At 59.8% G+C, this 26,188-nt stretch carries 34 protein-coding genes and 2 pseudogenes; 12 read left to right on the top strand and 24 right to left on the bottom strand.

The window, feature by feature from the left end; translation table 11 throughout:
- Positions 1–55 precede the first annotated feature (55 nt).
- Together OKW43_RS38430 and OKW43_RS38425 are read left to right on the top strand one after the other, a co-directional pair.
- Positions 56–730: an ArsR/SmtB family transcription factor gene (locus OKW43_RS38430; RefSeq protein WP_018420373.1), complete on the top strand. Its 675-nt coding sequence runs from the start codon at positions 56–58 to the stop codon at positions 728–730.
- A gap of 407 nt (positions 731–1,137) precedes the next feature.
- The gene (locus OKW43_RS38425) at positions 1,138–1,443 is read left to right on the top strand and encodes a hypothetical protein (protein ID WP_187638231.1); all 306 of its coding nucleotides are present in this window, start codon (positions 1,138–1,140) and stop codon (positions 1,441–1,443) included.
- A 527-nt stretch (positions 1,444–1,970) separates the two neighbouring features.
- Here OKW43_RS38425 and OKW43_RS38420 read toward each other — a convergent pair.
- The 13 genes from OKW43_RS38420 to OKW43_RS38360 form a co-directional block, all read right to left on the bottom strand.
- On the bottom strand, positions 1,971–2,192 hold the full coding sequence (locus OKW43_RS38420; protein WP_429453827.1) for a hypothetical protein: 222 nt from the start codon (positions 2,190–2,192) through the stop codon (positions 1,971–1,973).
- 22 nt (positions 2,193–2,214) lie between these two features.
- Entirely contained in the window at positions 2,215–2,808 is a 594-nt protein-coding gene (locus tag OKW43_RS38415; protein WP_429453825.1) for a hypothetical protein, read from the bottom strand.
- Positions 2,809–2,925: 117 nt separating this feature from the next.
- A complete protein-coding gene (locus OKW43_RS38410; RefSeq protein WP_429453823.1) occupies positions 2,926–3,150 on the bottom strand; it encodes a hypothetical protein in 225 nt (74 codons plus the stop codon).
- A 100-nt stretch (positions 3,151–3,250) separates the two neighbouring features.
- Entirely contained in the window at positions 3,251–3,766 is a 516-nt protein-coding gene (locus OKW43_RS38405; protein ID WP_429453821.1) for a hypothetical protein, read from the bottom strand.
- 234 nt (positions 3,767–4,000) lie between these two features.
- Positions 4,001–4,162 (bottom strand): hypothetical protein, encoded by a 162-nt coding sequence (locus OKW43_RS38400; protein ID WP_429453819.1) that lies wholly within the window; start codon positions 4,160–4,162, stop codon positions 4,001–4,003.
- Between the two features lie 18 nt (positions 4,163–4,180).
- Complete coding sequence (locus OKW43_RS38395; protein ID WP_429453817.1) at positions 4,181–4,444, bottom strand: hypothetical protein; 264 nt, start codon at positions 4,442–4,444, stop codon at positions 4,181–4,183.
- 294 nt (positions 4,445–4,738) lie between these two features.
- Positions 4,739–5,014 (bottom strand): hypothetical protein, encoded by a 276-nt coding sequence (locus OKW43_RS38390; RefSeq protein ID WP_429453815.1) that lies wholly within the window; start codon positions 5,012–5,014, stop codon positions 4,739–4,741.
- Positions 5,015–5,044: 30 nt separating this feature from the next.
- Positions 5,045–5,437 carry a hypothetical protein gene (locus OKW43_RS38385; protein WP_429453813.1) on the bottom strand — a complete coding sequence of 131 codons (393 nt, stop codon included), beginning with the start codon at positions 5,435–5,437 and terminating at the stop codon, positions 5,045–5,047.
- Between the two features lie 30 nt (positions 5,438–5,467).
- Complete coding sequence (locus OKW43_RS38380; RefSeq protein ID WP_429453811.1) at positions 5,468–5,809, bottom strand: hypothetical protein; 342 nt, start codon at positions 5,807–5,809, stop codon at positions 5,468–5,470.
- A 75-nt stretch (positions 5,810–5,884) separates the two neighbouring features.
- Complete coding sequence (locus OKW43_RS38375) at positions 5,885–6,268, bottom strand: hypothetical protein (protein ID WP_429453809.1); 384 nt, start codon at positions 6,266–6,268, stop codon at positions 5,885–5,887.
- 71 nt (positions 6,269–6,339) lie between these two features.
- On the bottom strand, positions 6,340–6,738 hold the full coding sequence (locus OKW43_RS38370; protein WP_429453807.1) for a PIN domain-containing protein: 399 nt from the start codon (positions 6,736–6,738) through the stop codon (positions 6,340–6,342).
- Positions 6,735–6,980, bottom strand: coding sequence for an AbrB/MazE/SpoVT family DNA-binding domain-containing protein (locus OKW43_RS38365; RefSeq protein ID WP_133661564.1), 246 nt, complete (start codon positions 6,978–6,980; stop codon positions 6,735–6,737). Before OKW43_RS38365 ends, OKW43_RS38370 begins: the two co-directional genes overlap by 4 nt.
- Positions 6,981–7,067: 87 nt before the next feature.
- Complete coding sequence (locus tag OKW43_RS38360; RefSeq protein WP_429453805.1) at positions 7,068–7,604, bottom strand: site-specific integrase; 537 nt, start codon at positions 7,602–7,604, stop codon at positions 7,068–7,070.
- Positions 7,605–8,161: 557 nt separating this feature from the next.
- On the opposite strand from OKW43_RS38360, the gene OKW43_RS38355 reads away from it, so the two are divergent.
- Genes OKW43_RS38355 through OKW43_RS38345 form a run of 3 tightly spaced genes read left to right on the top strand, consistent with a single transcriptional unit; the run spans position 8,162 to position 9,473 of the window.
- A complete protein-coding gene (locus OKW43_RS38355) occupies positions 8,162–8,542 on the top strand; it encodes a hypothetical protein (RefSeq protein WP_429453803.1) in 381 nt (126 codons plus the stop codon).
- 2 nt (positions 8,543–8,544) lie between these two features.
- Positions 8,545–9,183: a hypothetical protein gene (locus OKW43_RS38350; protein ID WP_429453801.1), complete on the top strand. Its 639-nt coding sequence runs from the start codon at positions 8,545–8,547 to the stop codon at positions 9,181–9,183.
- A 38-nt stretch (positions 9,184–9,221) separates the two neighbouring features.
- Positions 9,222–9,473 (top strand): hypothetical protein, encoded by a 252-nt coding sequence (locus OKW43_RS38345; protein ID WP_429453799.1) that lies wholly within the window; start codon positions 9,222–9,224, stop codon positions 9,471–9,473.
- 110 nt (positions 9,474–9,583) lie between these two features.
- Here OKW43_RS38345 and OKW43_RS38340 read toward each other — a convergent pair whose 3' ends face one another.
- Positions 9,584–9,832, bottom strand: coding sequence for a hypothetical protein (locus OKW43_RS38340; protein WP_429453797.1), 249 nt, complete (start codon positions 9,830–9,832; stop codon positions 9,584–9,586).
- A gap of 220 nt (positions 9,833–10,052) precedes the next feature.
- On the opposite strand from OKW43_RS38340, the gene OKW43_RS38335 reads away from it, so the two are divergent.
- From OKW43_RS38335 to istA, 5 genes and pseudogenes are all read left to right on the top strand, one after another.
- Positions 10,053–10,997, top strand: a complete 945-nt coding sequence (locus OKW43_RS38335) for a tyrosine-type recombinase/integrase (protein WP_429453795.1) — start codon at positions 10,053–10,055, stop codon at positions 10,995–10,997.
- 113 nt (positions 10,998–11,110) lie between these two features.
- Positions 11,111–11,299, top strand: coding sequence for a hypothetical protein (locus OKW43_RS38330; RefSeq protein ID WP_429453793.1), 189 nt, complete (start codon positions 11,111–11,113; stop codon positions 11,297–11,299).
- A gap of 74 nt (positions 11,300–11,373) precedes the next feature.
- Entirely contained in the window at positions 11,374–11,568 is a 195-nt protein-coding gene (locus OKW43_RS38325) for a hypothetical protein (protein WP_429453792.1), read from the top strand.
- Positions 11,565–12,059 (top strand): hypothetical protein, encoded by a 495-nt coding sequence (locus OKW43_RS38320; protein ID WP_429453790.1) that lies wholly within the window; start codon positions 11,565–11,567, stop codon positions 12,057–12,059. The genes OKW43_RS38325 and OKW43_RS38320 overlap by 4 nt, the downstream gene beginning before the upstream one ends.
- Before the next feature lie 300 nt (positions 12,060–12,359).
- Positions 12,360–13,121 (top strand): annotated as a pseudogene (istA, locus tag OKW43_RS38315) (IS21 family transposase); the annotation flags it as partial.
- Between the two features lie 55 nt (positions 13,122–13,176).
- On the opposite strand, the gene OKW43_RS38310 reads toward istA, so the two are convergent.
- The 6 genes from OKW43_RS38310 to OKW43_RS38285 form a co-directional block, all read right to left on the bottom strand.
- Positions 13,177–13,680, bottom strand: a complete 504-nt coding sequence (locus tag OKW43_RS38310) for a tyrosine-type recombinase/integrase (protein WP_429453788.1) — start codon at positions 13,678–13,680, stop codon at positions 13,177–13,179.
- Positions 13,649–14,107, bottom strand: coding sequence for a tyrosine-type recombinase/integrase (locus OKW43_RS38305; RefSeq protein ID WP_429453786.1), 459 nt, complete (start codon positions 14,105–14,107; stop codon positions 13,649–13,651). The genes OKW43_RS38310 and OKW43_RS38305 overlap by 32 nt, the downstream gene beginning before the upstream one ends.
- 49 nt (positions 14,108–14,156) lie before the next feature.
- Positions 14,157–15,098 carry a tyrosine-type recombinase/integrase gene (locus tag OKW43_RS38300; RefSeq protein WP_187639652.1) on the bottom strand — a complete coding sequence of 314 codons (942 nt, stop codon included), beginning with the start codon at positions 15,096–15,098 and terminating at the stop codon, positions 14,157–14,159.
- Entirely contained in the window at positions 15,095–16,336 is a 1,242-nt protein-coding gene (locus tag OKW43_RS38295; protein ID WP_222945930.1) for a tyrosine-type recombinase/integrase, read from the bottom strand. The genes OKW43_RS38300 and OKW43_RS38295 overlap by 4 nt, the downstream gene beginning before the upstream one ends.
- Before the next feature lie 486 nt (positions 16,337–16,822).
- Entirely contained in the window at positions 16,823–18,031 is a 1,209-nt protein-coding gene (locus tag OKW43_RS38290) for an IS91 family transposase (RefSeq protein ID WP_429453783.1), read from the bottom strand.
- Positions 18,032–18,039: 8 nt separating this feature from the next.
- On the bottom strand, positions 18,040–18,918 hold the full coding sequence (locus OKW43_RS38285) for a tyrosine-type recombinase/integrase (RefSeq protein ID WP_429445567.1): 879 nt from the start codon (positions 18,916–18,918) through the stop codon (positions 18,040–18,042).
- A 196-nt stretch (positions 18,919–19,114) separates the two neighbouring features.
- On the opposite strand from OKW43_RS38285, the pseudogene OKW43_RS38280 reads away from it, so the two are divergent.
- Positions 19,115–19,892 (top strand): annotated as a pseudogene (locus OKW43_RS38280) (Mu transposase domain-containing protein); the annotation flags it as partial.
- On the top strand, positions 19,889–20,752 hold the full coding sequence (gene istB / locus OKW43_RS38275; protein ID WP_429453781.1) for an IS21-like element helper ATPase IstB: 864 nt from the start codon (positions 19,889–19,891) through the stop codon (positions 20,750–20,752). The pseudogene OKW43_RS38280 and the gene istB, both read left to right, overlap by 4 nt.
- 970 nt (positions 20,753–21,722) lie before the next feature.
- On the opposite strand, the gene OKW43_RS38270 is transcribed toward istB, so the two are convergent.
- From OKW43_RS38270 to phaP, 4 genes are all read right to left on the bottom strand, one after another.
- Positions 21,723–22,844 carry an alpha/beta fold hydrolase gene (locus OKW43_RS38270; RefSeq protein ID WP_429453779.1) on the bottom strand — a complete coding sequence of 374 codons (1,122 nt, stop codon included), beginning with the start codon at positions 22,842–22,844 and terminating at the stop codon, positions 21,723–21,725.
- Complete coding sequence (locus OKW43_RS38265) at positions 22,841–24,838, bottom strand: aconitate hydratase (RefSeq protein ID WP_429453777.1); 1,998 nt, start codon at positions 24,836–24,838, stop codon at positions 22,841–22,843. The genes OKW43_RS38270 and OKW43_RS38265 overlap by 4 nt, the downstream gene beginning before the upstream one ends.
- Before the next feature lie 271 nt (positions 24,839–25,109).
- Positions 25,110–25,259, bottom strand: coding sequence for a hypothetical protein (locus OKW43_RS38260; protein WP_429453775.1), 150 nt, complete (start codon positions 25,257–25,259; stop codon positions 25,110–25,112).
- A 234-nt stretch (positions 25,260–25,493) separates the two neighbouring features.
- Positions 25,494–26,054, bottom strand: coding sequence for a TIGR01841 family phasin (gene phaP / locus OKW43_RS38255; protein ID WP_429453773.1), 561 nt, complete (start codon positions 26,052–26,054; stop codon positions 25,494–25,496).
- Positions 26,055–26,188 lie beyond the last annotated feature (134 nt).

The following is a 26,188-nucleotide window of genomic DNA, read 5'->3' as shown; positions in this document are numbered from 1 at the left end:
GATGGGGGTGATAACATTCAATCATTATCGAGAATGATTTACCAATGAGGGTGGAGTGTCAAGCGTGGGACCGAAGCAAGCGATCTTTGAGCGCCTCGCAGAGATAGCGCAGGCATTCGGCCATCCAGGCCGGCTTGAGTTACTGGAGCACCTCGCGCAGCGCGAACGGTCCGTTGAGGATCTGACCGCGCTGTCGGGCATGAGCTTCGCGAACACCTCGCGCCATCTGCAAATCCTTCGGCGAGCGCGCCTGGTGGACACCGAGCGACGAGGCAAGCACATCGTGTATCGCCTTGCTGGCGACAATGAGATTGTCGGTCTGATGAAGTCCCTTGGCCGGATCGGCGAGCGAAACCTCGCGGAAGTCAACCAGACGCTGAACGACTACTTCCATTCGCGAGATTCGATGGAAGCCGTGTCACGAGAGGAGTTGGCCCGGCGTCTTGCCGATGGCCTGGTCACGGTGCTGGATGTGCGGCCGCAGGATGAGTTTGCCGAGGGTCATCTGCCCGGGGCCTGCAACATCCCACTGGCCGAGCTGGAACGTCGCCTGGGCGAGCTGCCGACCGACACTGAGATCGTCGCGTACTGCCGAGGGCCCTACTGCGTGCTGGCCTTCGAGGCTGTCGCCGCATTGCGGGCAAAAGGCTTCAAGGCGATGCGTCTCGAGGATGGATTCCCCGAATGGAAGGCGGCCGGTCTCGCCGTCGAGACTGCGGCCGCCGTCTAGCGTCAGGCCATAGGCTGTTTCAGTTCAGCAACCAGTTTCCCCCCGCATCCTCCAGACCTGCGGACAGTTCCACCATACCGCCAACGATCTCACGCCGCGGCCGTTCTTCAGGAGTCACACCGTGGTGAGTCGTGCCGATGGGCATCATGACCAGGCCGCGTCCGCCGCTCTGAGGCGTTAAGCGGCCCTTTCCGTGCAGCTTGCCACTGTCTGAAACTGGCCGGGTCTTGCCTGTTGGGTATCCGCAGGACACGGCCCGCTTCGAGTCAGTCCCGACTCGCAAAATCACACCTCCGATACAAGACGATCATCTCGGCGGAGTGGTAACGTCGCGTCGACAGAAACCCGCATGTAAGGTCGCTGTGCAACACTTTGATGTCACCCTATCGTCGACGCAGGTGAATGCGATGGATCAGCCACCTATTGTCATTACCCCCATCCTTTGCGCCGACTCGGCGGTGTGGTTTTCCGCATATGGGTTCGGCTGGGGATACCGCGCCTTCGCGCTGCCATTTGAAGTCATTTGCGAAGAGCTTGGCGCTCGCAACGAGACTGTACAGCAGGTGCGACTCGCGTTCGAGTTGAACAAACGCCGAATTCTAAGGAACGTGCAACAATATGCAGCAGCATCTGCAACAACTGGCGAGCGCATAACGCTCTCGGCTGCGGATCTTCGGCGCGTGACGCTCGAACTCGACTACTTCGGAGCGTAAATGCCTCCAGGCTGCGCTTGGCCGCATTGAGCCCGATGACGTGCGGCTCAGGTCCTCGTCGCTCGAATTCTGGAAGCCATCTCAGGCTGTATGACGTATGACCAGCACGTCGCGTCGATGCCTTTCTGTGCCGGCCACGGAACGCGCGCGCCTGCACCGGTACCTCCCGACCAACTCGGTGTCGCCGATTTCTCCGGAAAAGACGGCGGCGAAACGCGCTGGTGTGGCATTCGCTAGCGCCCCCCTTGCCGGCCGGCCCGGCGCAGTCCAAATGACGGCGGTCTTGGTGCGGCGTTGTGGACCCTCACCGTCGAAGTCGAAGAGCAGTCACGAGTTAAATCAAAAAATTCACCGTCATCTTTCGGTGCTTTTCCCTTTTAAATCAACAATTCCACTATACAACCTTTCATTAAAACAACAGCCGGACTAGCAAAAACCCTTTTAAATCAACGAATCCACTATACAACTTTATTTTGTCTCAACAGCAATCGCGTTGGTATTGTCGTTTTGCGTCATGTTCCGTTTTCCTATTCTTTCGCTCGATTGGCCTCGGCGTACAACTCGCCAAAAATTATGCGCGCGACGCTCTCGGCTGCGAGACCACCGCGAGCGGGCTTTGAGCCACCCCCGTTCATCCTGACCATCATCCAGTCATCCTTGTCGAGGCTATACGAACCTGTTACCTGAACGCCATTGATCGTGATGGCGATATCGATCCAATTCTTAGGCGTATTTTGTCGCTTCACCATTGGCCTCTTTTCCGATAGATTTTTACCATCCGCCCGCCAATTCGTGGCGGAGTCCAACGAGGAAGCATGTCAGCCACTCACATGCCGTCTTTAGCGTTGCGAGTTCCGCTTGCAAAAGATTATTGTCGTAACGAAAGGCTTCGACTACTTCATCGTTGTCGTCAACGATGAAGAAGGCCTTCAAAAAGCCTTGCTGATCAGTTTGCCAGCTTCGGACCTCTTCCAGCGGCATCGGCTTGTTAGTCGACTTCGTTGAGTTATTCTCCGTCGGATATCGAAAGAACACCCCCAGTTGGTCCATTACATCAATCTCAGCTATAGCTTGGTCCAACTCTGGAGGCGGTGGCAGCCATGCGGTTTTTGCGCGCGCTTCAAGCTCCACGCGCTTCGAACTGAGCAAGTCTATGAAAGCGCGGTACAGAACACCGAGGTTGTGGATGCTAGTTAACGGTTTGGCTTTCCCATCTACTTGCACGGTGGGGAGCGACTTGTCTGCTACGACAAGCGACCGATGGGAGACGATAAGCACCGATTTGATGTACAGCTCTGCCGCGTGACGAAGTAAAAAGCAGGTCGGAAGCTCGCGTTGAGCAATGGAGTCACGTTCTGCCGCCATGAGCGCCTCCGCACTAGCCTGGAAGGCGTGAGCCATTGCGCCGAAGCCATCGTCCGAGTGTTTGTCGTACGGAGTCAACGTCCTGTGCATCATTAGCCTCGCTCTTCGTTTTCCGTGCTACCTGGTCATAGCGGTATCGATAGCAAGTCGCGCGATCGCGGCCGCACGGTCTGCGGTGCCAGGTCCCGGCAGAGGTTCGCCTACGGGAACTGCCTGTGCCGGATCGCCCTCGATCTTTACCAATTGCAGCGCGCCACGGCTCTGCGACGTCACAACGTCGCCCAAATGATCGTTCGCGCTCTTGTAGAGCCCCACGCGCCAACGCCTGTCAGTCTTGTCCATGATTTTCCAATTTGCCGGCATAGCCGAGGTTTTCCCTGTTGCCCCGCGCGACCGCCGTGAGCGCTTTTCCCGTCTTGCGATCGTCAGTTCGTCAGGTCGACTATCTGTCACCGCGGTGAGACTGAACGTACCGCTGCATTTGGTCTTCGATCCATTCCGATGTCACGCCTAAGTGACGCCATGCCGACATCCAGATAGGGTCCATTCGCTGGTCAATGTCCTTCAGGCGAATCGCGATTGCCACCAACTCATCGATCATTTTCTTCCGGCCCGGCTCGGAGAGCAGGTCAATATCATGGCTCTCGAAGAAGCTATGTGCGAGATAGTTCCTGTCATCAAGCGCGCGCTGTAGGTCATGCTCGATTTGCTCGTCGAAATCGAACAGCCGTTTGGCGAGGCCAATCACCTGCCCGAAGGTCTTCGAGTCATGCGACGCATACAATGACTCGACGTCAATGCTGGTCAACCCCGGAACCTCCTTCGATAGCATCCCGATGGCAAGATTATGCACACCGCGCTCAAGAACATTCGCACGATAGAACGCAAGGCCGAAGTAGGCCCACACCTCCTTGGGATCGTCATAGTCCGGTACCAGCATCTCTGTGTCGTTGCTCATTGCCTGCGTACCTCGCTTTTCTTATGCTTTGGCTGCGTGGTCAGCCTGCCGCTTCTAGGCTGCGATCGCGCTTGATTCAGAGCTTCCTGTCGCGACTATCTGCTTGCCCCGGAAACGTCCATGCGCTTCCCACACGGTCGTCGCTCTCTGAGTCACCCATATCTGAAGGTCTTCTTCGTCAACTCGCACGAACGCTTCTTTGGATGCAGGCATGATCTTTCCCGTTTTCCGTTCTCAGGCAGGCGAAACGTCGAAGTCGTCAGAGGGATATATTCCGGCGCGCTTCGTGCCTTCATCCACTTGTTCCTCGCTCGTCTCATGCACCTGGCCAAGCTCTTTGCTACCGCTGTCCTGGTGCACGCGAGCATTCCACGTTTTCAATTGTTGCGTTGCCATGTCGCTGTTTTCCTTGGCTCAAATCTCGAAGCGAGGTTGCACGCCTTGTGGTCCCGACGCTAGCTTCGCGGTTTCATAATCGCCGTAAGCGCCTTTAAAGCGATGGACGTCCATCGTGCCGTCATAAGTCTGTGCGATATACACGAACTCAGAGTCAGTCTGTGCGCCAACTACCGTGACTTCACGAACCTTGGCTCCCTGCCGATCTTCAGGTCGAGTGCGATGAACACTGCTAAACACATCCCCGCCCATTACGTCATCAATAACAACGAATACCTTCATTGGGTTGCCCTCGTTTTCCCTGTCATTCGACCTTGACCGTTCCTCGTATCACTAGGCTATCAAAGTCAGCCACTGTGAAGCCAGCCTTAGATCTAGTAAAGTCGGATATATAAAAGCTAAACTCTTTGCGCAGGCGGTCACGAAGCGCCTTCTGTCCATCACGATCCGCGTCACGAACCTGACGCAGCAGCGCACGCACGCGGTCTGCCTCCGATGCCGAGAAGAGTGTTCGACCTTTCACGCGCTTTCCCTAGATTCCGGTCGGTGCGTCGATGCTTCTCTGCCCGCTCTCCGTCATAGTGGCAACAGCCCAACGACCGTTGAGCCGGTCGTCAACACGACCGCGATCGCTGTCAGAATTGCTGCGGTGCTATTCAATGCGCCCGACTTCTGAGCCGCCTCGATAAAGGCGACGTTCCAACCAAGTTGTTCAAGTTCGGGAATAACCGGCGCCAAGTCACCTTCCCAACCTGGAGAGGGCGAAACGCGACTCGCTTTCCACCAGAGACATGCGGCCGCAATGCCGAATGCAAATCCGACAACGGCGAGCACAAGCGCGTAAAGGTGCATTGCCTGATCCTTTCCCTTTTTTCCGAACAGTTAGCGACATACCGGCGATTCCATCGACCGGGCAGTAAGCTGAGACGAAACAAGCATCCGATACATGTCGATGGCCTGAGTCGCGTTCTTGTATTCCTCGTCAGCGAGGTTGTACAAGTCAATCTCTCGACCGCAGCCCATGCCGAGCACCGCTCCCGATTGGCATTTTTTCACTGCATCCAACGCATCCATCCGTTGCTGCCCCGCGTCTGAAAGGTTGTGACCGAGCCTCGCCGGATCAAAACCTTGAGTCATGGCAGTGATACGAGCTTCGGATTCCGCGTGTTGCTGCGCACTGACGCAGGCCGTCGATTGAGCGCAGGCATTTGACACGGCGAGCAGTAAGCAGACACCAATCAACATGCATGATGTATCGAAACGCTTATTCGTCATGGGCCGCTTTTCCTATCCGTCGTCACCCAGTCAATCGGGCAGGCCGAGGAGCTTCTTGAATACCTTGCTGTCCTCGCGTCGAGCCGGACTGGCTACCTGATCGCGCGTAACGGTCTGCCACAGCAGCCAAGCGCCCGCTGCGTAGCCGCGAAGATGGCGAGCCGACTCCCGATCAGGTTCATTCTCCGCGCGAGCCAACTCATCTGTGACGATTTGCTTGGCCGCCTCCGTGATTTGCTCGTACGTGTAGGCTTTCATCGTTTTCCGAATTATCTGATTGAAGGTCGTGGGCCGCAGTTGCATCATGATCCTTTCGGCCGGCGCATTCTCCTGCTGCCCGCTACCCGTTGCCGTTCGCAGCATCGTTGGCATACGATGAACGGCAGCGGACTTTTTCCCGTTTTCCTGTGTGCCGACGCTGGCCGGCTTTTCCCCGTTGCGGATATGTCAGTCGTTACCCGTGTCGATCAAGCCTTCCATGCGTTGGAGCAGCTTGCTCGTCGTTCCACGGGCGAGAAACGGTATTGCGCCATCGCGAACGAACGAAACAACATCATTGCGCGACGCGTCCCACGCCACGCCGCGCAGGTTCAAGATGTAGCACTTCCGATCTCTATCAAAGCCAACTGCAATCCATCCGTTACGAAGCTCGACACTTGGGCCGACGACTGCAAGAGCGGACGAACCGATCTTGCCTTCGATCTCTTCGACCGCGCTCACCATCGCTTGCAGGGTTGCGCAGGTCATCGACGCCGTGACCGGCCCGATAGTCGCGAGGCATCCATCGTGGGAAAGAGAGTTGATCTTCCCCGGCACATTAATCGATTCCATTCTTGTTAGTTCTCCGTTTTCCTGTGCGCCGGCACCGGCCGGCTTTTCCCGTTTATCGGCTCGCGCCGTGACTACTTGATCAACTGCATCCCAACGACCTTCGAAGCCGTCACGTCGAAGGTGGCCGTGTACTCGCACTCGGCGACATGACCGGACCGCTCGATCAGGCAGTCCGCGAAATCCGCCTTGTCTGACGCCGCGAAGACGCGAAGTGCCTTTCGCACCGTGTCCGCACTTTCCAGAACCAGTTCCTTCGTGCCAAGCATGGATTCGATGATGTCCTTCATCTGCTCTCGCTCGACGCCGTAGCAGCGCCCCAGCACCCACACTACCTCGACTAGCGCAATCTGCGAAACATAGCCGGGTCGCTCGGCCGAAAGGGACTCCATGAGCGCCGTTGCCTTCTTCGACTGCGCCGCGTCATCCTGCGCGAAGTAGCGGACCAACACGTTTGTATCCAGTCCGATCATCGCGCCGATGCTCCTTGCTCGGCGATGGCGCGGTTCATGTCCTCAATCGAAACCGGTTTGGCAGGCTTCTTGACAATGCCCTTGAGCGACGCGAGCGACCGAGTGGCCGGATAGACCTCGTATCGGCCCGTTTCCTCGTTGAAGCTGAATTCGATCCGGTCGCCGGATTCCAGGCCAAGCTGGTTGCGCACGTCCACCGGGATCGTGACCTGGCCCTTCGATGTGATGGTTGCTGCTGTCATTGTGACCCTCCATGTATCCCTTACTTTATGGTAAGGCGAAGAAAAATGCAAGGGCAGAATGGACATCCGCCGCGCGATTCGCAGCCCTCAAAGCACCCCGCTAACAATTGCCGACAGGCGCACCGGATCACCTTCGACAAGGTTCCTAACGGCAGATAATGAGGAAACTCCAATCAGCTCCTGAATGAGCTTCAGCGAGCGACCGTCGCGATGCAGCCGCACGGCAAACGTCCGCCGAGCAGCGGATGCGTTACCGCCTTCGATCCCGGCCTGCTGATGCAGTCGCCGCACAATCTCCGTCAGCGTTTCGCACGAATAGCTGATCGCGCCGCTGCCCGTTACGCGTCGCGTAAAAGTGAACGAGTCTCCGTCACTCGCCCTGAATAGCGGGCCGTGCGGGTCCAGCCCGCGATACGCGGCCGGGGAGGTCGTAACTCCGTGGCGAGCCACGAGTCGGTACGCCAGGTAGTCGTCAATCGCTCGACAGGTCTTGGCGCTCGCCCACACCAAGGGTCGAGCCTTGCCGTTAAAGGCAATTTCGGCACGAACAGTCGAATCGACACGCACAGAGCCGTTCGCTTCCAGATAGTCCGAGATAAGGAGCTTCGCCGCCTCATTCGGCATTAGGCCGTACCACAGAAAAGTAGCAGAAGCGCCACGTCGCGAGTCGGGCTTTGCCCCGTCACGGCCGCGACTTTGAGCGCGTGGCGAAGCTGGTTAGGTTCGGTAACGGGAGGCTTTGCCATCGTGTAATCTCCGAAAATTTGGTGCTGAATTCTCGGTCATTACGAGGAAGTTTGCCCGCGCCGACAGGCAAACGCGCCAGAGAGCCTTGAACTCATTCGCGTCATCGGAAAAACCGGCAGGATCCTGTGGTGCAGCGGCCCTGGAAACGATGGCTCGTCGCGCCGGCCGCCAAGGCGCAACATGTCACACCGTGACATAGGTGGCCGGTTTCATCATTGCGTTTCCCCGAGGAAACGGTAGCCGCACGCGAGGGGGACCTGAATAGAGCGTGCGTGCTATTTTAGACGTTGGCCAGTGCCCGGGAACTTGCCGGACTAGTTGGCGCCCCTCTCTGCAAGCGTGCGGCGGGGCTCGCGCAACATTTTTACATTGCGGCCCGACATTTTCCAGAAACGTCCTGGTACACTGCCGCCTCGATCGACGGAGACGATTGCATGGCGGCATCAGGCGAATTGTTCGAGCAGGAATTCGAGACGTGGACGCCGGCTCAGGCAAAAGCGTTTTTCCGCGCCGGGATGGTGGACGATTTTCTCGTCAGGAACGTCGGTGGCGATCTATGGGTGCTCACCCTGCTTGTCGTTGGTCGTCAGGGCAGGCAGATGCAGATCCAGTTGCGCACCGCTCGCGAGCTCGACACCCGCAAGGTCCGCCAGTTCAAGACGCTCGATGCGGCGGTTAGAGCCGCCGGAGAAATCGGCTTCGATGTCGGGAGTATTGGCATCGCGAGAGTCGCACAGCGCGCGTCGCCTCACCGCCGCGCGAAGGCTTCCAACGGGGCGCCTGAACAGCGGAGCGTGCTGCCCGACGTGGACTGATCGTGGCGCGCGCTCTTGTCAACCCGTCTTTAGAAAACGGCACAATGAAATCGTCGGAAATTGCGCGGGTCTCTGCCGCCATGCTGCTGACCATCACCCTCGTCGCGTGTGACAGCAATTCGGCTACGACAAAAGAAAACTATGCGAAGGCTGTGCAACAGTACCTCGATGCCACGGACGCTGTCTGCGTCTGGAGCGCGGCGCCTGCACCGTTTGAATATGCGAACGTTCGCGCCTGGCAGCAGCAGCAGGCAGACCAGCTTGTGAAGGTGGGACTGCTGGCGAAGGAGCCGGCGACGGTGCGTGACTTCGGTCAAAGCCTGCCTGGCGCCCGGTACACGCTGACGGACGCCGGAAAGAAGGCGTCGAGAGGTGTAGTGTCGGGCCTCGGCAACCGGTTCTGCGGCGGAAAAGCGAAACTGATGGACATTGACGCGCCTTCAGCGGGCGTAAAGGCGAAGGCGGGGGATCAGGTGTATGTGCATTACGTCGCACAGCTCCTTGACCGGCCGGCCTGGGATGACGAATCGGTTCTTGTCGGTCACATCGAACTGGCGGCAACAACGAACAACCAGTTCAACGGCGAGACGTTTTTGATCCTGACCGACGACGGATGGAAGGTCGCTCCGAAAAAAGTTTAGTCGCGAGGGCACAGTCGTTGGAAATGGCGGGAGCCTGAATGAAAAGAAGTGCCGACAACAAGCTGAAAGTGGTGGCCGTCCGCATCGATCCGCAGATCGAGCACCGACTGCGGCTGCTCGCGGAGACAACCGGACGGAAACAGTCGTTCTTTCTGCAGCAGATCATCGAGCAAGGCATCGGCGCGATGGAAGAAGCGTGGCTACCAGAGGCGACCGTCGCGAAGATCCGTCAGGGCAAAGTGCCTGAGTTGCTGCAGGCCGGCTCGACGCCCGATCTCTTCGGCGGCTGACGCGTCCGCTGCGTTTTTTATCGATCAGTATCCGCGCCCGCTGACGCGCGAGATGATCGAATTGACCTGTGCCGCAGCGAGATCCGCGCGCAGGTTTGCCCATCTGGCGATCAACGTCGGATCAGGCGCACGTCCTCGTCATTGCTGACGCCAGCGTTCACGAGATCGCCGAACGACTCGAGGTTAAACAGTTCGAGTTCGTCCTGGTGAATACCTGACAGTAGCGATATCGCGGAGTAGAAAAGCCGCCTCGCCTCTTCCCGCGTAGCGCAGAGCGCAAACGCGTCAACGACGCCATCGGTCGTCTGCCACGTCATCCGGTAAAGCAGCGTTCGACACTGGTGCGATAGCTCGGTCATGAGACTCCCCGTCTCGTTGATATTCGCCGCGCCTTGACATGGGTCGGCGATCGGTACGATAGGCGTAAGACCTTCCGCCGCGCCCCACCGCCCCTACCGATGAACCGACACCCCGCCCTTCCCTCGACCTCTCAGGCACCCCTTCCTTCTGTTGGCGGGGTTCTGGCGAAGCGCGAGCTTCGCTATGATTGGGGTAAGCGCATTTTCAGTATATACATTTATGGATTCCGAACTCTGGCTGTGGGACCCTCAAACGGCTTATGCCGAATGGCAACGCGCTGAGGCGACCGGTGCAGACAGGCGCGCGTTTGCAGAGCGCTCCATCGTTCAGCACCGCTCGATGTTTGCCCGCTTCCATCGATATCTCGAGGGCCGCGGCATTACGGTGACGGACTTCGGCACTGACCACATCGACGGCTTCTTTGCTGACCTCGCTCGCGACTGCGAGCCGGGCACATCGACGCGCCTGCGCTATCTGAAACTGATGGACCGGCTCTCGCGCCACCTCGCTTTGCTCGGTCTGCGCACCGACAACCCCGCCGCCTCTCTCCTGCCTCGTGAACATTGGCCGGACGATGAGCCGGTGCCCGTCTTTCTCTGGCCGGACGAAGACGCGCGGCTTCAGGACGTCTGCCGCACTGAGACGTTTGAGTCGTTCAAGGAACAGCGTAATCGGGCGATCGTGGCGCTCCTGCTCGGCACCGGCATCACGGCGGCCGAACTCAGCGCGCTGAGCGTGGACGATCTCGACAGAGGATCAAGAGTCAGCGTCTTCGTCAGAAAGCGCGGGCCGCGCATCGCGCGCCGCGTGCCCGTCGACGCGTTCGCGCTTGAGATCGTGCGGAAGTACGCGACAGCGCGTGCAGCGATGCCGGCGTCGGACACCCTCCTTTTCATGGCAACCGCAGACGGAAAGCCCATGAAGCCCGCCACCCTCGGGCAGTGCGTTCGGAGTGCGTTACGCGCTGCCGGCGCTGCGGCGGCCGACGAGAGTCCCCGGTTGCTGCGTAATACGTATGGTCGCAGGCATCTCCTTGAAGGCAAAACCAACGAACAGGTGAGTAACCTGATGGGCCTGTCCAGTCACAGGACGGCTACGCGGTTGCGCGAGACCATTTACAACGCCGGTGAAATGGACGATCAGCAGGCAGAGGACGAGGCCTGAAGCGCCGCATAAGTCCCATGCGTGCCGGGGGGCGTCCTTGACTTGGGCCACCACCGCGTAGCCTGGCGTATGAACCGTACACGGGGTACGGCTACACTTTCCCGGGCTCAGCCATGATCTATAAAAGCGCGTTCAAGGACATCATCTATCCGGCGCAAAGCCGGGAGCCATGCGTCACGCGATACCGCATAGCGCTCACGAAAAATTCCAGACTGGTTCGCGCGATCGTTCATCTCGTAGCCAACGAGCCCACGCAACCACAGTCCACTGACATCGACACCACGCTCGAGACGTCGTTCTGAACCGGATCATTGATGCAGACCTGGTCGGCGTGCGCCACGACTGCCTCCGGCTGGTCGTTCAGGTTGATGCGCAGATGACCGAGTACCCCATCACCTTCAACGCGCTGGATCTGGCGCGGCCCGGCAATTCAGAGAAGCGGCCGGCGCCAACGGCTGATCAGCCAATTCATATCCGCTCGCTCGACGTCGTCGGAGGTTCGGTGGCCTTCTACGTCGATCGCGAGGGAGGCAAGCCTGTCAGCGCCGGCGTCGCGGGGATGCTTCGATGAGTGCGCCGCTTCGCCGCTACGCCGTCGGTCGATGGGAGTCCCTGTGGGCGAGCCACCCGTGCATGTCGCATCGAATACTGATCGACCTTCCTGCCCGAAAAGTCATCGCCGGCGAACACCGCTACTACAAGGAATGGCACTACATGAGCTTGCCGGACCTTGAGTACATGCAACAAATACTGAACGAGACCTTCGGCGACATCTTCGACGAGCCGCAGGAGTACGACTTCAAGTTGATCGATGAACCGCCGTACTGGGCCGTCTATCCGTGGCCGTGGCCACGAGTCCCGGCGCTGACCGACGACGAAGGAGATGTTCAGGAGCTACGCCGGCACGGCCGCCGAGGCGGCGCACGACATGCGCGCCTGTCTGCATCGCCAGATCGAGAAAGCCGGGCAGGACGCTTAGCGTCGCTCTGCAGCCTTGTGCTCGCCCACAATCGATCGCCGTCCCTACATCCTAGTAACAGGACGGCGATGGCATGCAGTTGACTCGCGAGGCCGGCGACGCTGACGTCGGTCGCGTACATGTAGTTGTTTCATTGCGCGACAGGATGTCTTTCAGCCGCTCAACGCGGGAGCGGTAAGTCCGATTCGTGTCGGCCGGGGGGAGCGCGGCAACCCGGTCCTGCCTGGGGGGCGACAATGATTTCGTCCGGTGTACCGAGATTCATCTTGGCCGGTAGTGAGGAGTCGGAGGCGGCGTAGCCGCCGGAGACGACGAACTGCCGGCGGCGCCGGATCGGCGAGGCTTAGGATGGCTGACTGAACCTAAAAAGAGGCGGTCAGCCCATGTCTGGAAGCCGTATCACCGACCAGCAGGTCCGCCTCTACATGAACCATCGCAAACACCATCCGCAGAAGCTCGCTGCGGCGAAGTCAGGCATGAGCGAGCGCACGGCGCGGCGTGTCGAACACGAAGCCGGGCTACCGTCACAGCAGCCCCGGCGCTACTGGCGCTCGCGCCCTGATCCGTTCGCCGATGTCTGGGAGAGCGAAGTGGTCCCATTGCTACGCGCTGCGCCAAAGCTGAAGGCGATCACCCTGCTGCGCAAATTGCAGGAGGACCATCCCGAGCGCTTTCCGGACAGCATGCGTCGCACGTTCGAGCGGCATGTCAGCCAGTGGCGCGCGCTCGAAGGGCCGAACCAGGAAGTGTTCTTCCCTCAAACGTATCAACCAGGCGCGCGAGGCCTGTCGGACTTCACGCACATGGACAAGTTGTGCGTAACGATTGGTGGCATCCCGTTCAACCACCTGCTGTATCACTTCGTGCTGGCGTTCTCGCGCTGGGAATACGCCAGCGTGGTTGATGGTGGTGAGAGCTTCCAGGCGCTCGCGACGGGACTGCAGAACGCGCTTTGGCAGGCCGGCGGCTGCCCACGCGAACACCGTTCCGACAGTCTGTCGGCGGCGTTCAGAAACCTGCAGGAAGAGGAAGACTTCACGGTTCGCTATGCAGCGCTGCTCGAACATTACGGGATGCAAGGCACGCGCAACAACCGTGGCATGGGTCATGAGTATGGTGTGGTAAAAAATATGTGCCGCTCGCTTGCCAGCGAGGCTAGGGCAGCATCTTTGCGGAAATCGAACAGCACATATTATTCGGCTACAGGGTGCGGAGGAAGGTCATCAGGTCGGGCTGGTCGCGCCATTGCTTTTGTCCTCCGGCAACGCCTTCCACTTCGCATGTCGCCAGCGCCCGCGCCTTCGTTTCCAGATTGATTTCGGCATAGATATTGGTCGTCTCCAACGAAACGTGCCCAAGCCAGCCGCGTATCGTGTTGATGTCGACACCAGCCTGGAGTAGTTGCGAGGCGGTAGTATGGCGGATCACATGTGGGTGCACATTCTTGCCGGCAAGTGACGGCGCGCTGGCGGCGGCACGGATAGCACAGCGCTTGACGAGTGCATGAATGCCGGAGCGGGTCATCGTCTGGTGGAACCGGTTGAGGAACACCGGCGCGGCGGCGTCCCTTCCCCCGGACTGTGAGCGCAACGCATCGAGCGTGGATTTCCAGAGCGGGCACCGGCGATGTTTATTCCCCTTGCCGACAATGCTGACCGAGCGCGTGTGCCAGTCAACGTCGCCAATGCGCAGCTTCGCTTGCACGCGCTCCGGAGTTAAACATGAACAGCAGTAACGCATGTTCGCGTTGCCCTTGCGCCGTATTCACGTCGGAGGCAGCAAGCAGAGCGTCCATTTCCTGCTTGCTAAGATAGCTGATCTCCGGCCGACTGGTTCTCTTGACGGGGATCAGATGAATCTGCGCCCACCAGTCGACGTATTCCGGTGCATGTTCGCCGACGAAGCGGGCCAGCGCGTGAATGCCGCCGAGCCGCTGATTTCGTGTGCTGACCGTACAGTGGCGCTGTTCTTCCATGTGCGTCAGGAACAGGCGCACCATTTGCGCGGAGAGATCATCAACGGTCAGGCGGTCGATACGCTTGTCGACCTTGGCGGCCAGATACGGAAGCAACAGCACGAGCATGTCGCGGTAACTTCTTTGCGTATTGATGGCAAGGTTACGTTCGCCCACCAGATACTCGATCAGGAAACGTCGGATCCACGGACCCAGCAGGGATGAGTTATTCATGTTGCACCTCAAGGACGTAAGTTTCAAAGCGCGTGCTAGCTTCATTCAGCAACTCGGGCGTCAGGGTGAGGTAGCGTTGGGTGCCCGCGAGATCAATGTGGCCGAGATAGGTGGCGAGCTGCGGCAACAACAGTTGCAAATCCGCGCCGCAGCGATACCAGGCGATTAGCCGGTGCACTGCGCCTGAGTGCCGCAAATCATGCAGCCTCGGCTGGCAGGACGCACCGCCTTCGCGTTGGATATTTGCCAGGGTGCGCTGTCGCTGAAAGGCCCTGCACACAGCTTTCTGGCTCAGGGGGCGACCATCGCGTAAGCAGAAGAACGGCGCAGCCGGTGCCTGCCCAAATCTCTGGGCGCGTTGCCGGGCATAAGCTTGCATTGCACTATTCAGATCTGCGCCTAGCGGAACCAGCCTCGATCTGTAGAATTTGCTCTCGCGCACGTGCAGGACGGCTTCGTCGAGATTGACGTCCTGCATGGTTAGCCGCAAGGCTTCGCCATGGCGGAGGCAAGCGCCGTACAGAATCAGAATGAGTGCACGCAAAACGTATGCATCCAGCAGACCGTACGGACTGCATGCCGCCGACGCCACGTCGAGCAGGCGCTTTAATTCCTGCTGCGAATAAATATACGGTGTCAGCGGTGGCGGCAATTTCGGACTGTAGCGAGGAAGCGGCGAAGCCGTGACATGTCCACGCGAGAGGGCAAAACGAAACAGGCAGTCAAGCACTGACCTTCTCTTACCCCAATGGTTAGTCAGCGGCCTGTTGCCAGTCAGGAAGTCCTGTACCTGTTCGACTGTGACCGACTCCACATCAATGTTGCCATCAACCCGGCGGCAGAATGAGGCAAGCGTGGCCGCCTCGGACTCGAAGCGCATGCCCAACGCCCGTTTGTGGCTCACATATTGGGCGACAAGTTCGGAGAGCTTCATAGCAGACTCCCCAGATCGATTTCCGCCACACACCTCAGTCCGATCAGGTCAACCTTCGCATAGGTTCTCGTCGACGAAGCGCTGCGATGGCCGAGATGATCGCCGATCTCCTTCAGGGCAAAACCAGCGTCGAGTAAATGCCGGGCGTTTGCGTGCCTCAGGCAATGTGCGCCACGTCGCGGGATATCGATACCAAGCGTCGCGAGACGCGAGCGGACAATGCTACTTACGCGTCCGGGTGATAGCGGTCGGATCGGTGCCTCGACAGACAAGAACAGCTCGCGATGGGCGCTTCGTGGACGCGCTTCCTTCAGGTAGTGCAGAATGGCGTTTCCAACTGTCGCCACCAGCGGGTATTGCTGTGTGCAACGTTGCTTGGGACGATTGACATGAAGGATCTCGCCGCACCAGTCTATATCCTCCAGGCGGAGCCGCACTACCTCGCCGCGCCGCAGTCCGTAGACAACCAGCAGCATGATCATCGCACGGTTGCGTAGATCGATCGTGCTGTCGCCGACAAAGCTGGAGACGAATCTTTGCACATCTTCCCAATCCGGCCCGAGCGGCAAACCCTCCTCTCTATACACCACTGGTGCTTCAATGCCCGACGCAACGTTGGTAGCCCACCCTTGTCCTTCTACGTACCGGAAGAAATTACGGAGCGTGCTCGCAAGCGCGTGTAACGAAGCTCTGGCCCAACCATGGTTGCTTTCGTACGCAAGATAAGCGTCGACATCGTGGATAGTGAGAGCAGCGAGTTCCTTGTCAGGGCGACAGACCGTTGCCAAAAAATGACCGATCTGATCGCGACAGTTTGAAACCGTAGCAGGGGAAAGTCCCCGCTGGTCACGCATGAAATCGACGTAGTGTTCGACATAGCGAACAAATGGTTCTTCCATGGGACGCCATTCCTCCAGAAGCCCCAGAAAGCGCAGCCAGGCCGTGGCGGTATGGATGAACAGAAGCCGCGAGCTGCGGGACTCGTTCGTGCGCTCACTTCGGAGAAGTCGAATCCGATGGTCAACCGCAAACGCGATTTCCTCGTGCGTTATTAACCGCGGGCGGGACAGATCAATGCTCTGTGAAAAAACCAGCAGGATCCACGCGATCTTGCGGATCGACTTAGGCGGATAACCCAGTTCCTGACAATGTATGAGGAAGCGCTTCCTGGATTCCACGCAGGGCGCGAGAGTGTGGGCAGCAAGAGCATGCGGACGCGTAAAGAGAGTCTCAAACATGATGTTCCCCCAATGTTGATCAGTGGAATATCAGTATCAGCCTGAAATTATGTCGTCATGGACGCGTCGACCTGGGAGGCAATACAGGGTCATCGAGAGACACCGCGACATTTTTTTTACCACACCATACAGCAGAGATTTTTTTGGTTGGCGATCGCGGCTACTGACGGGTGAACAGCCGAGTCGGGGCCAGTCCGCGATCGGTAATCAAAAAAATGTTTGTGCTAAACCGCTCCGCAGGCGCCGGCGTTTATGGGCATTGAATGATCGTCGCGGTGATTTGTGATGCCCGGCGCACGGGTGGCGCGCGGCAATCGAATGGTTGGCCGGGCCCGTCGCGCGAAGACAGCGGAAATGCGGGCGTCAATGGGCAAGGAATGCGGAGTTTCGCGGCATTCTGTTGTGCCTGGGAATCGGACGCACGAGTCCGCTCGCGTTGGTCCCATCGGGAACGGCCAACGTGGTGGAGGGCAATGCGGATGCGGGTCAGTCCACATGGGTCGGCTCAGGGGGAGCCCGCGGCAGGATGCCAGGCGCACCGCCTTCGATGCGAACCATGTGGCCCTTGCCGCACACGGGGCAATCTTGAAGGGATTTGCCGGTGAGCCGCAGGTAACGGTCGCGGTAGTCTTCGCCCATGACGGGTGACGCAGTGGCGGGCGGCTCGACGCCGAGCAGCCGCCGGCAGGTGGCAAGTCGCTCTGCCCGATGACAGTTGGCGAGCCACCCGTAGCTGCGGATACGCTTGAAGCCGTCGGGCAGCACGTGCAGCAGGAAGCGGCGCGTGAACTCGTCGGCCGTGAGCGTCATGGTCCTGTGCCTGGTTTCGTGCCGGTAGTCTTTCCACCGGAAGGTGACCGAATCGCCATCGAAGCACAGCAGCCGGTTGTTCGAGATGGCGACGCGATGGGTGTAGCGGCCCAGGTAATCGAGTACGTGTTCAGCACCGCCAAAGGGTGGTTTCGCATAGACGACCCACTCCGCGTGAGCGGCGGGTGCGAGCCAGGCGGCGAACGCTCGCGGGTCACGCAGCGGCTCGAGCTGGCTGTGGAAGCGCAGCACGCCGGCGTCGAACGCACGGCGCAGCTGGTCGAGGAACAGGCGGCGAAACAGGCGCGAGAGCACGCGCACGGGCAGGAAGAAGCCGGGCCGGCAGGCGATCCAGCGCTCGCCGTCCGGGGCGATGCCGCCGCCGGGTACGACGCAATGCACGTGCGGATGGTGCAGCAGGTTCTGCCCCCACGTGTGCAGGACCGAGATGAAGCCAATCTCCGCGCCCAGGTGTTTCGGATCGGCGGCGATCGTGCGCAGCGTCTCGGCGCTGGTGCGAAACAGCAGATCGTAGAGCGTCTTCTTGTTCTGGTACGCGAGTGCGGCGATGGGCTCTGGCAGCGTGAAGACGACATGGAAATATTCCACCTCGGGCAGCAGTTCGGCATGCCGGCGCTCGAGCCATTGAGCGCGGGCGAGCGACTGACACTTCGGGCAATGGCGATTGCGGCACGAGTCGTAGGCGATGCGCTGATGGCCGCACGAATCGCACTGCTCGACATGACCACCGAGCGCGGCGGTGCGACACAGCTCAATCGCACTCATCACGCGCCGCTGGGCACGACTGAGCCCGTCGGCATGGGTGTGCCGGTACTGTGGGCCGCAGCGGCGGAAGATGTCCGCCACTTCGAGCACCGGTCGCATCGCCGGCGTCAGAAGTATTCGGGCGCAGGCGGCTGGGACGGAATGGGTGCAGGATGCGGCAGCAGATCGAAGGGGCTGGTGGTGGCGCACACAGTACTGGTCGCCAGCTTCAGGTAGCGGGCCGTCGTAGCCAGACTGCGATGTCCCATCAGAAGCTGGATCCTTCGCACGTCGGCACCCGTTTCAAGCAGGTGAGTGGCGAAGGCGTGACGCAGCGAATGCGGGGTAACGGGTTTCGTGATGCCGCTGCGTTCACGCGCAAGCTGGCATGCCTCGCCCACGGCATGGCGGGTGATGGGCCGCCCTGGAATGCTGCCTGGAAAGAGCCAGTCCCTCGGGTGTGCGTTCTGCCAGTACAGTCGCAAGATCTCAAGCAGTCGCGGCGAGAGCATTACATAGCGGTCCTTACGGCCTTTGCCCTGGTTCACACGGATCATCATCCGCTTACTGTCGATATCAGTGACCTTCAGGTGGATGACCTCCGACACACGCAGGCCAGCGGCGTATGCAGTCATCAGGATGGCACGCTGCTTCAGGCTGGGAATCGACTCGAAGAAACGCGTGACTTCATCGAAGCTGAGGATGATCGGAAGCTTCACGGGCCGCCTGGGCAAGGGAAAGTCCTCGTCGCTCCAGTCGCGTCTGAGCGAGGTTCGATACAGGAAGCGCAACGCGCCGACGGCCAGTTGCACACTCGCTGGCGCAAGCTCGCGTTCGTTGGTGAGGTGGATGATCCAGGCGCGAATCTCTTCGGGGCCGAGTGCCTCCGGTGAACGCTGGAAGTGTCGGGCGAAACTGGAAACCTGCAGTAGATAGGTCTTCTGCGTGTTGAGCGCAAGGTTGCGGATTTGCATGTCGTGCAGCATGCGTTGGCGCAGCGGCGTCATGGCGAGCCTCCTGGAACAGTGGACGGAATACCCGATCGGGCATCTCCATCCTGCTCCTGGTGGCCTTCCCGCCAGTTCGCTGTGGTTCGGCATCAGGCAACCGCACGAGGCGAACGCGAGGCACGGACTCTTGCTCTCCCCCCACTACCGCGTCAGCGGTTTAGTACAATCGTGATTATGGACTCGAGCCCATAAAAACGAGAATGGCAGCGTCGAATCCTCGCATCGCTATCTGAAGGATCAGGTCGATCAGGCTCTGGAGTTGCGCGGTCACCGCGACTTCGCAGACCGCGCCGCGTACGACGACTTCGTGCGCGGGGTGGTAATGCGCCGCAACCGGCGCAATGCTGCAGCGTTCCAGATCGAGCGCGAACACCTGCTGGATCTGCCTGAGCACCGTACCACCGACTTCGTTGAGGAAGAGGCGCGCGTGACCCGTTGCGGAACCTTCACCGTACGTTGCGTCCTGTACAGCGCGCCGTCGCGGCTGATCGGCCATCGACTGAAGGTGCGCCTTTACAGTGACCGGCTCGATTGCTATCTGTCCGGCGCGCTCGTGCACAGCACGACGAGGGCCACGCACACCAGCAAGCGGCGCGGTCGCGGCATCGACTACCGGCACTTCATCGATTCGCTCAAAACGCAAGCCGCAGGCCTTCAGGGGTCTCGCGTTCCGTGACGATCTGTTTCCGCGTGAAGCCTATCGTCGCACCTGGGAACGGCTGGATCAGGCACTGACGCCGCGTAGCGCCTGCAAGACCATGGTGGGCCTGCTTGAACTCGCCGGGCACCACGGCGTTGAGGCGCAACTGGCCGAGCGGCTCGATGCATTGCTCGAACTCGGTGAACTGCCCGATCTGAAGGTGTTGTTCGATGAGTTCGCGCCGCGCCAGGCCGAGTGTCCGGTGGTTGTCGTCGAGATGCCGTCCGCCGCGCTTTACGACACGTTGCTCGATGAGGAGGTGCTCGCATGAACGCCGCCTACGATACTGGCCGTATCGCACTTATGCTCAACGAACTGCGCCTGCCAACGATCGGCCGGTTGTGGCCGGACTTCGCTGAACGCTCGGACAAGGAAAGCTGGCAGGCGTCGCGGTTACTAGGTGCATTGCTCGAACATGAACTTGCCGAGCGCGCCAAACGAAGAATCGAACGTCATCGTGCCGAGTCACATCTGGATCCGACCAAGACGCTCGCCACCTTCGACTTCGGTGTTGTGCCTATGGTCTCAAAGGCGCATGTGATGGCGCTGGCCACCGGCGATTCGTGGCTTGAGAAAGGCGCCACGATTCTCCTGTTCGGGCCGCCTGGAGGCGGGAAAAGTCATCTTGGCAGCGCAATCGGACATGCCCTGATCGATGCCGGCTATCGCGTGTTGTTCACCCGGACCGGCGAAATCGTGCAGAAGCTCCAGGTCGCACGTCAAAGTTTGCAACTGCCTTCGGCGCTCGCCAAACTCGACCGGTTCGACCTGATCATCCTGGACGATCTGTCGTATGTGAGGAAGGACCAGGCCGAAACCAGCGTGCTGTTCGAGCTGATCGCCGAAAGATACGAGCGGAAAAGTCTTCTGATAACCGCCAACCAGCCATTCTCCGGCTGGCATGACGTCTTCCCGGACCCCGGCATGACGGTGGCCGCCATCGACCGGCTCGTCCATCACTCGACGATCTTCGAGCTGAATGTCGAAAGCTATCGGCGCCGCACAGCCAGCGACAAACAGAAAGAGCGCCGCCGTCAATTACCCACTGACAACCCGAACCGGAGCGACAACCATGACCCCCTGACGCAGCGACAATCACCTCGGCACGCCGGCCAAGATGTTTGTCGGTAAACCGGACTTCCTGCTTGACGCTATCCACCTGCCAGTAGGAGTGCGGGAACGGCCCTTTACCGGCATGCGGCAGAACCATTTCAAGGTGCTTCAGTTCGTTTTCTAGCCGGGTCGCAATATGTTTTTTGAATAAGGGGCGGATTTTAGACCGTGCCCGAGTTTTGCGGACCATCGATTGGGGCGCCTCCTGCCAAAAAACGTTGAAGATACACACCCGTCCTTGTGGGCCGCTACCATAACGATGCGTAGTTTTTGTCTCACGAGTTCGAAAGCCTCGTGCGATAAGACTTTTGCTAGTTCTCGTTCCGATGTATCGCTACATCGAGGTACATCGTTCTGCTCGCGCGCCAGATAGAGGGTCGGCCGGTATTCGTGAAATTTTCGCCAAAAATGGTTTAATGCATTGATCAACAAGAGAAATTTTGAGTCGGCGGTGGGCACCCCGGTGTCGAGTGCGGCGTCTCGCAAAGTCTAACCCGAGGACGGCGGCGCTAAGCGTCCGCACTCGCCACCCTCAAGGGACACTCAGATTTCTCCATAGCGGCCATTCGTTGATCAAGTCGGCGGCCCAGAGAAGTGCAGATGCAATCTCCTTTGCGATTTCCGTTGTTTCTGCTGTTTCTTAAGTGTTGCTGGGCTGAAGAACTCTCGCTGGCACCGAATGGGTTGGCTTTAATCTGCCAGCAGGACTCCATCTTTCACATAAGCGGGCGCCTTGGCGTGACGCTCGAAATCTCCATATCTTGTGGTCGCCGGATAGTATTCCGCACGCGATTGCACCTTTCCGGCCACCTTTTCGCCCTCAACGTGCGCGATAAAGGCAAGAAGCCCGACGTTCAAGGTCGTCTATTGAGTTGCCACGGCGCACCCGCCGTCTACGTGCAAGCAAGCACCGTTCGCAAGAACGCAGGTTCGTGCCATCACCCGTCGCCCTTGGCGGGTGATGGCGATCAATCCGCAACGTTCAGGTTCAATGGTCTTCGGACATCCAGTGTGCGATGGGAACCCAGTTTTCTCGCAGGGCCTTCTGCCCCATAAAAAGCCCAATATGCCCGGCTTTGGCAATGGCCGTGAGGATCCCATCAGGCTCGGTGCCCAGCAATGATTGCGCAGCGAAAACCTGCTCTTTGGGCGTAATGTAATCGTTCTCGCCAGCGAGCAGATAAGCGGGACAGCGGACGTTCCTGAGTTCGAGTTTCTTGCCCAGTGCCACGAAATCTCCCCTGGCGAGACGGTTTTGCTTGAACAACTGCTCGATTACCTGAAGATACCAGGTGCCCGGGAGGTCGATCGTATATTCGTACCAGCGTTCAAAGCATTCGAAACGTGTGACATAGCTGGGATCGTCGAGATGCTCGTAGAGGTCGACGAACTTGTCGAAATACTGCGTGATGGGATGCAGATTCTTGAAACCCTCGAGCATGAACGTACCCTTCATCAAACCGTCGCCAAGTCGAACGAGATCCTCATAGAAGCGCATCGGCAGCGTGTGCGCCGCCCATTTGATTGCGCCGTCGCCAGCGTCGGTATCGATCGGCGCCCCGGCGATCACCAGTCGTGCCACCTTCTTCGGAAAGCGCGCGGCATACATCGCCGCGCACCATCCGCCCTGACAGAGGCCCACGAGACACACGCTGTCGCCGAGTTCGCTGACACACAGATCGATGTCGGCGAGGTAGTTACCAACGTTGTAGAAGCGCATCTCGGGAGTTGCACTGCGCCAGTCAGTCGCAAACACCCGGGAGCATCCGTTGTCCAGCAATGTCTCGATCAGGCTCTGGCCTGCCTGAAAATCCGCAATCGTCGACGCATGACCCGCGTAGGGACACAAAACCAGGACCGGCGCGCCGCTCTTCGCGCGCGAGAAGTCGCGCAGGGCCATCGTGTAGAGATCAAGTGCGATGCGGTTATCGGTCGTCCATTGGGGTGGCTCACGGACCACCTGGGTCTTTTCGACTTCGCCAAAGAATTGAAGCGACTTCGTCGCGGTCTGAAGCGCGGCTTCTTCAATCCCGAGGGCCAGACCGAAAGGCCAAAACAGCGGTACGCCAACCTCCGGATACGGGTGGGCCTCCTGAATCGTCCGTTTCATGATCGGACCTGCTGGGTGTCCCGGGGATCGTGTAACGCTTGTGCACGCCGCGCCAACGCCTCTTTCATCCAGTTGATTAGTCCACCGACCAGTACCTGCTCGATCTGGCGTGGCGACATGAAGTGGCGCACGGCGAGCACGCGGTTCGCTTTCGCTAATTCGACCGTCAGTTCGCTGAACCTGGTCAACCGGCTTCGGACATCGTCCAACCGTAAGATCTCACCCGGTTCGATCTCTTCGTAGTCGGACGGATTGACGAACACCAGCGGCAGCACGCCGAAATTGATCAGGTTCTGCGCATGGATGCGCGCGAAGCTTTTGGCCAGCACGATGCGCAGTCCGAGAAACCGGGGGGCAAGGGCCGCGTGCTCGCGACTCGAGCCTTGCCCGTAGTTCCATCCTCCGGCCACGATATGTCCGGCAACCGCCTTGGCCCGCTCCACATAGGTGGGATCAACGGGCTGAAAACAGAATTCGGCGATCCGGGGAATGTTGCTGCGATATGGCAGTACGCGCGCGCCGGCAGGCAGGATCTCGTCTGTCGACAGGTTATCTGCGACCTTGAGGATAACCTCTCCCTCGATGGCATCCGGCAGCGGCGCGAACGGCGGCAACGACGCGATATTCGGGCCTTTCTCGAGTGCCACGGTCGAGGCGGTCGCAGCGCTCGGCGGCGCGACGAACATGTCGCGGTGCACGATCGGCATGTCGGAATCGGCTACGTGTGGGTAGGGAATGCCGAGCGCGCGAGGATCGGTAATGGCGCCGGTGAGCGCCGAAGCGGTCGCCGTTTCCGGACTGACCAGGCAAACCCTGTCTTCCGGCGTGCCCGAGCGTCCCGGGAAATTGCGCGGAACGGTCCGCAACGAGAGCGCATGCGTAGCAGGCGCCTGGCCCATGCCGATGCAGCCGTTGCAGCCTGCCTGATGCAAGCGCGCACCCGCGTGCAGCAAGCTGCCGATATGTCCGTCGCGTGCGAGCATTTCCAGCTGCGCGCGCGAGGTCGGGTTCACGTCGAACGAGACCCGGTCGTGTACCAGCCGATCGCGCACCATGGTCGCGGCCATCGCGAAGTCGCGGTACCCGGGATTTGCGGACGAGCCGATATAGGCCTGGTAAATTGCCTCGCCTGCAACTTCCCGCACGGGTCTCACATTATCGGGACTGGACGGCATGGCGATCAGCGGCTCGAGTGTGGCCAGATCGACCTCGTCGTGGAGGTCGTAGCTTGCGCCTGCATCGGCGACCAGCTCGACCCAATCGGTCTCCCGCTGCCAGACGCGCAGGAAACGCCGTACCTCCTGATCGGAAGGAAACACGGTGGAGGTCGCGCCGAGCTCCGCGCCCATATTCGCAATCACATGGCGATCCATCGCGCTCAGTGCGTCGAGTCCCGGTCCGTAATATTCGATGATGCGTCCGACAGCGCCGGAGACGCTATGGCGACGCAGCATTTCAAGCACCACGTCCTTGGCGCTAACCCACTCCGGCAATGCCCCGGTAAGCTTGACGCCCCAGACCTGCGGCATGCGGGTAAAAAAGGGCTCGCCTGCAATCGCGAGCGCCACTTCGAGCCCGCCGGCACCGATCGCCAGCATACCCAGCGCGCCGGCGGCCGGCGTATGGCTGTCCGAACCCAACAGCGTTTTGCCCGGTTTGCCAAAGTTCTCCTGGTGACACGGGTGGCTAACGCCGTTTCCGGGGCGCGAATACCACAGTCCGAAGCGCAGGCATGCGCTGCGTAGAAATAGGTGATCGTCGGGATTTTTGTAGTCTTCCTGGATCAGATTGTGATCGACGTATTGCACGCTGATTTCGGTTTTCGCGCGATCGAGACCCATCGCCTCCAGCTCGAGCATCACCAGTGTACCGGTGGCGTCCTGGGTTAGCGTCTGGTCGATTGAGATGCCAATCTCGTCACCGGGCTGGACGTGCTGGAAATCACCCTCGACGAGGTGTGATCGAATGAGCTTCTGCGCAACATTCAGTTTCATCGCTTGCTCCGGGTAGAGCGGATGCAACGGCAGAGCATCACGATGAGTGACGTTCCACAGCGTGACGTACCACGCTTGTCCGCCTATGTGTCCGACACACTGCCTCCACCGGAGTTTCTTGCGTCGCGTCACGCGGCCCGCCAAAGCGCGACGCCGCCGGTTGTGCGCTCGCCAGCATTCGGGACGTCAGCAGAAGCCATATGTTGCGCCGAAGCGGTGGCAGTTTCTCTCCTGTACCCGCCCGCAGCCTGTCACCGCCACGCGCGTCGCGTCAATTACGGTGCCAGGGCCAGCCGGGCGGGTCCAGTCGCCGCAGCAGTTGCGCCCGGCGATGTTCGCGGCGATAGTGGCCGACCACGAAGATGGCTGCGATCACCAGCGCCGCCGAACCCATCACCATGCCCACCCATCCTTCGTCCATCGTCACCCCCTTCAATACCTGAATCCTCAACACCGCGATGACCGGCTCCGTCGCTCATCCGGGTGCCGTCGATGACGCGCCACGCGGCTCGTGGTCCGCTTTGCTCCACTGAATCTTCATGCCCCCGGTGCCCGTGCAACGGTTGCCGTTCATTCGCGAACAGGTAATCCAGATAGGGAGGATTCCTTCCTATGACACGGCCTTGCATCATCTTTCCGGCGCCGGGGGCAGTGGTTATCGCTTCGCAGTCTGCGACGCCTGCTCGATGGCGCGCCGGGCATTCTTCGAGGCAGTGGCGGTGGCAGTAGCCAAATTGCTTTCGGCGACCTGCACCGCCTGCTGGCCGGTTTTCTGCAGGGTTTCGACCAGCGTACTGGTCGAGCTGATCGCCGATTTCCATGCTGCGACGGCGGCTTCGGAACCCGCAGGTGCGCTCTTCGCAACATCCTCGACCAGCGTCTGCACCCGCTGGCTGTACGCTTCGTACTGCGCCTGTGCAACCTGCGCGAATTCGGCCTGGGTGGCCGACACGATCCCGGACAGCTGGCGGCTGTAGGTCTGCGCCTTGTCTGCCAACGGCGCAGCGAGGCTGGTCTGCAGCGTGAGCCAGTCCTGCGGCCCCTGGGCGGACAGCGACTTCTGGGCATGCTCCTGGGACTCGGCCAGCATCGACCGGATCGTCTGCACATTCAGTTCGGCCAGCTTCCCGGTGCCCTCGACCAGGGTGCGGGTCAAACCAAAGAGGATGTCGAGACTGGCCTTCTGGGTCGCAGTGACCTGTTCCTGGGTCAGCATGATGAAGCTCCTGAAAAGGCGATCCGGCCGGGTGCCGCACCCTTGAGGGCGGGCCACGTGGTGCAGCGGAATCGCGTGAGTGGGCCGGGATGCGCGCCATCTGCGGCACGCACATTACCGGCGGTTTGCCGGTG

The sequence above is a fragment of the Paraburkholderia sp. WC7.3g genome (assembly GCF_050436345.1).
GTDB classification, from domain to species: Bacteria; Pseudomonadota; Gammaproteobacteria; order Burkholderiales; family Burkholderiaceae; genus Paraburkholderia; species Paraburkholderia podalyriae.
This window is presented reverse-complemented; position numbering and strand designations above follow the sequence as displayed.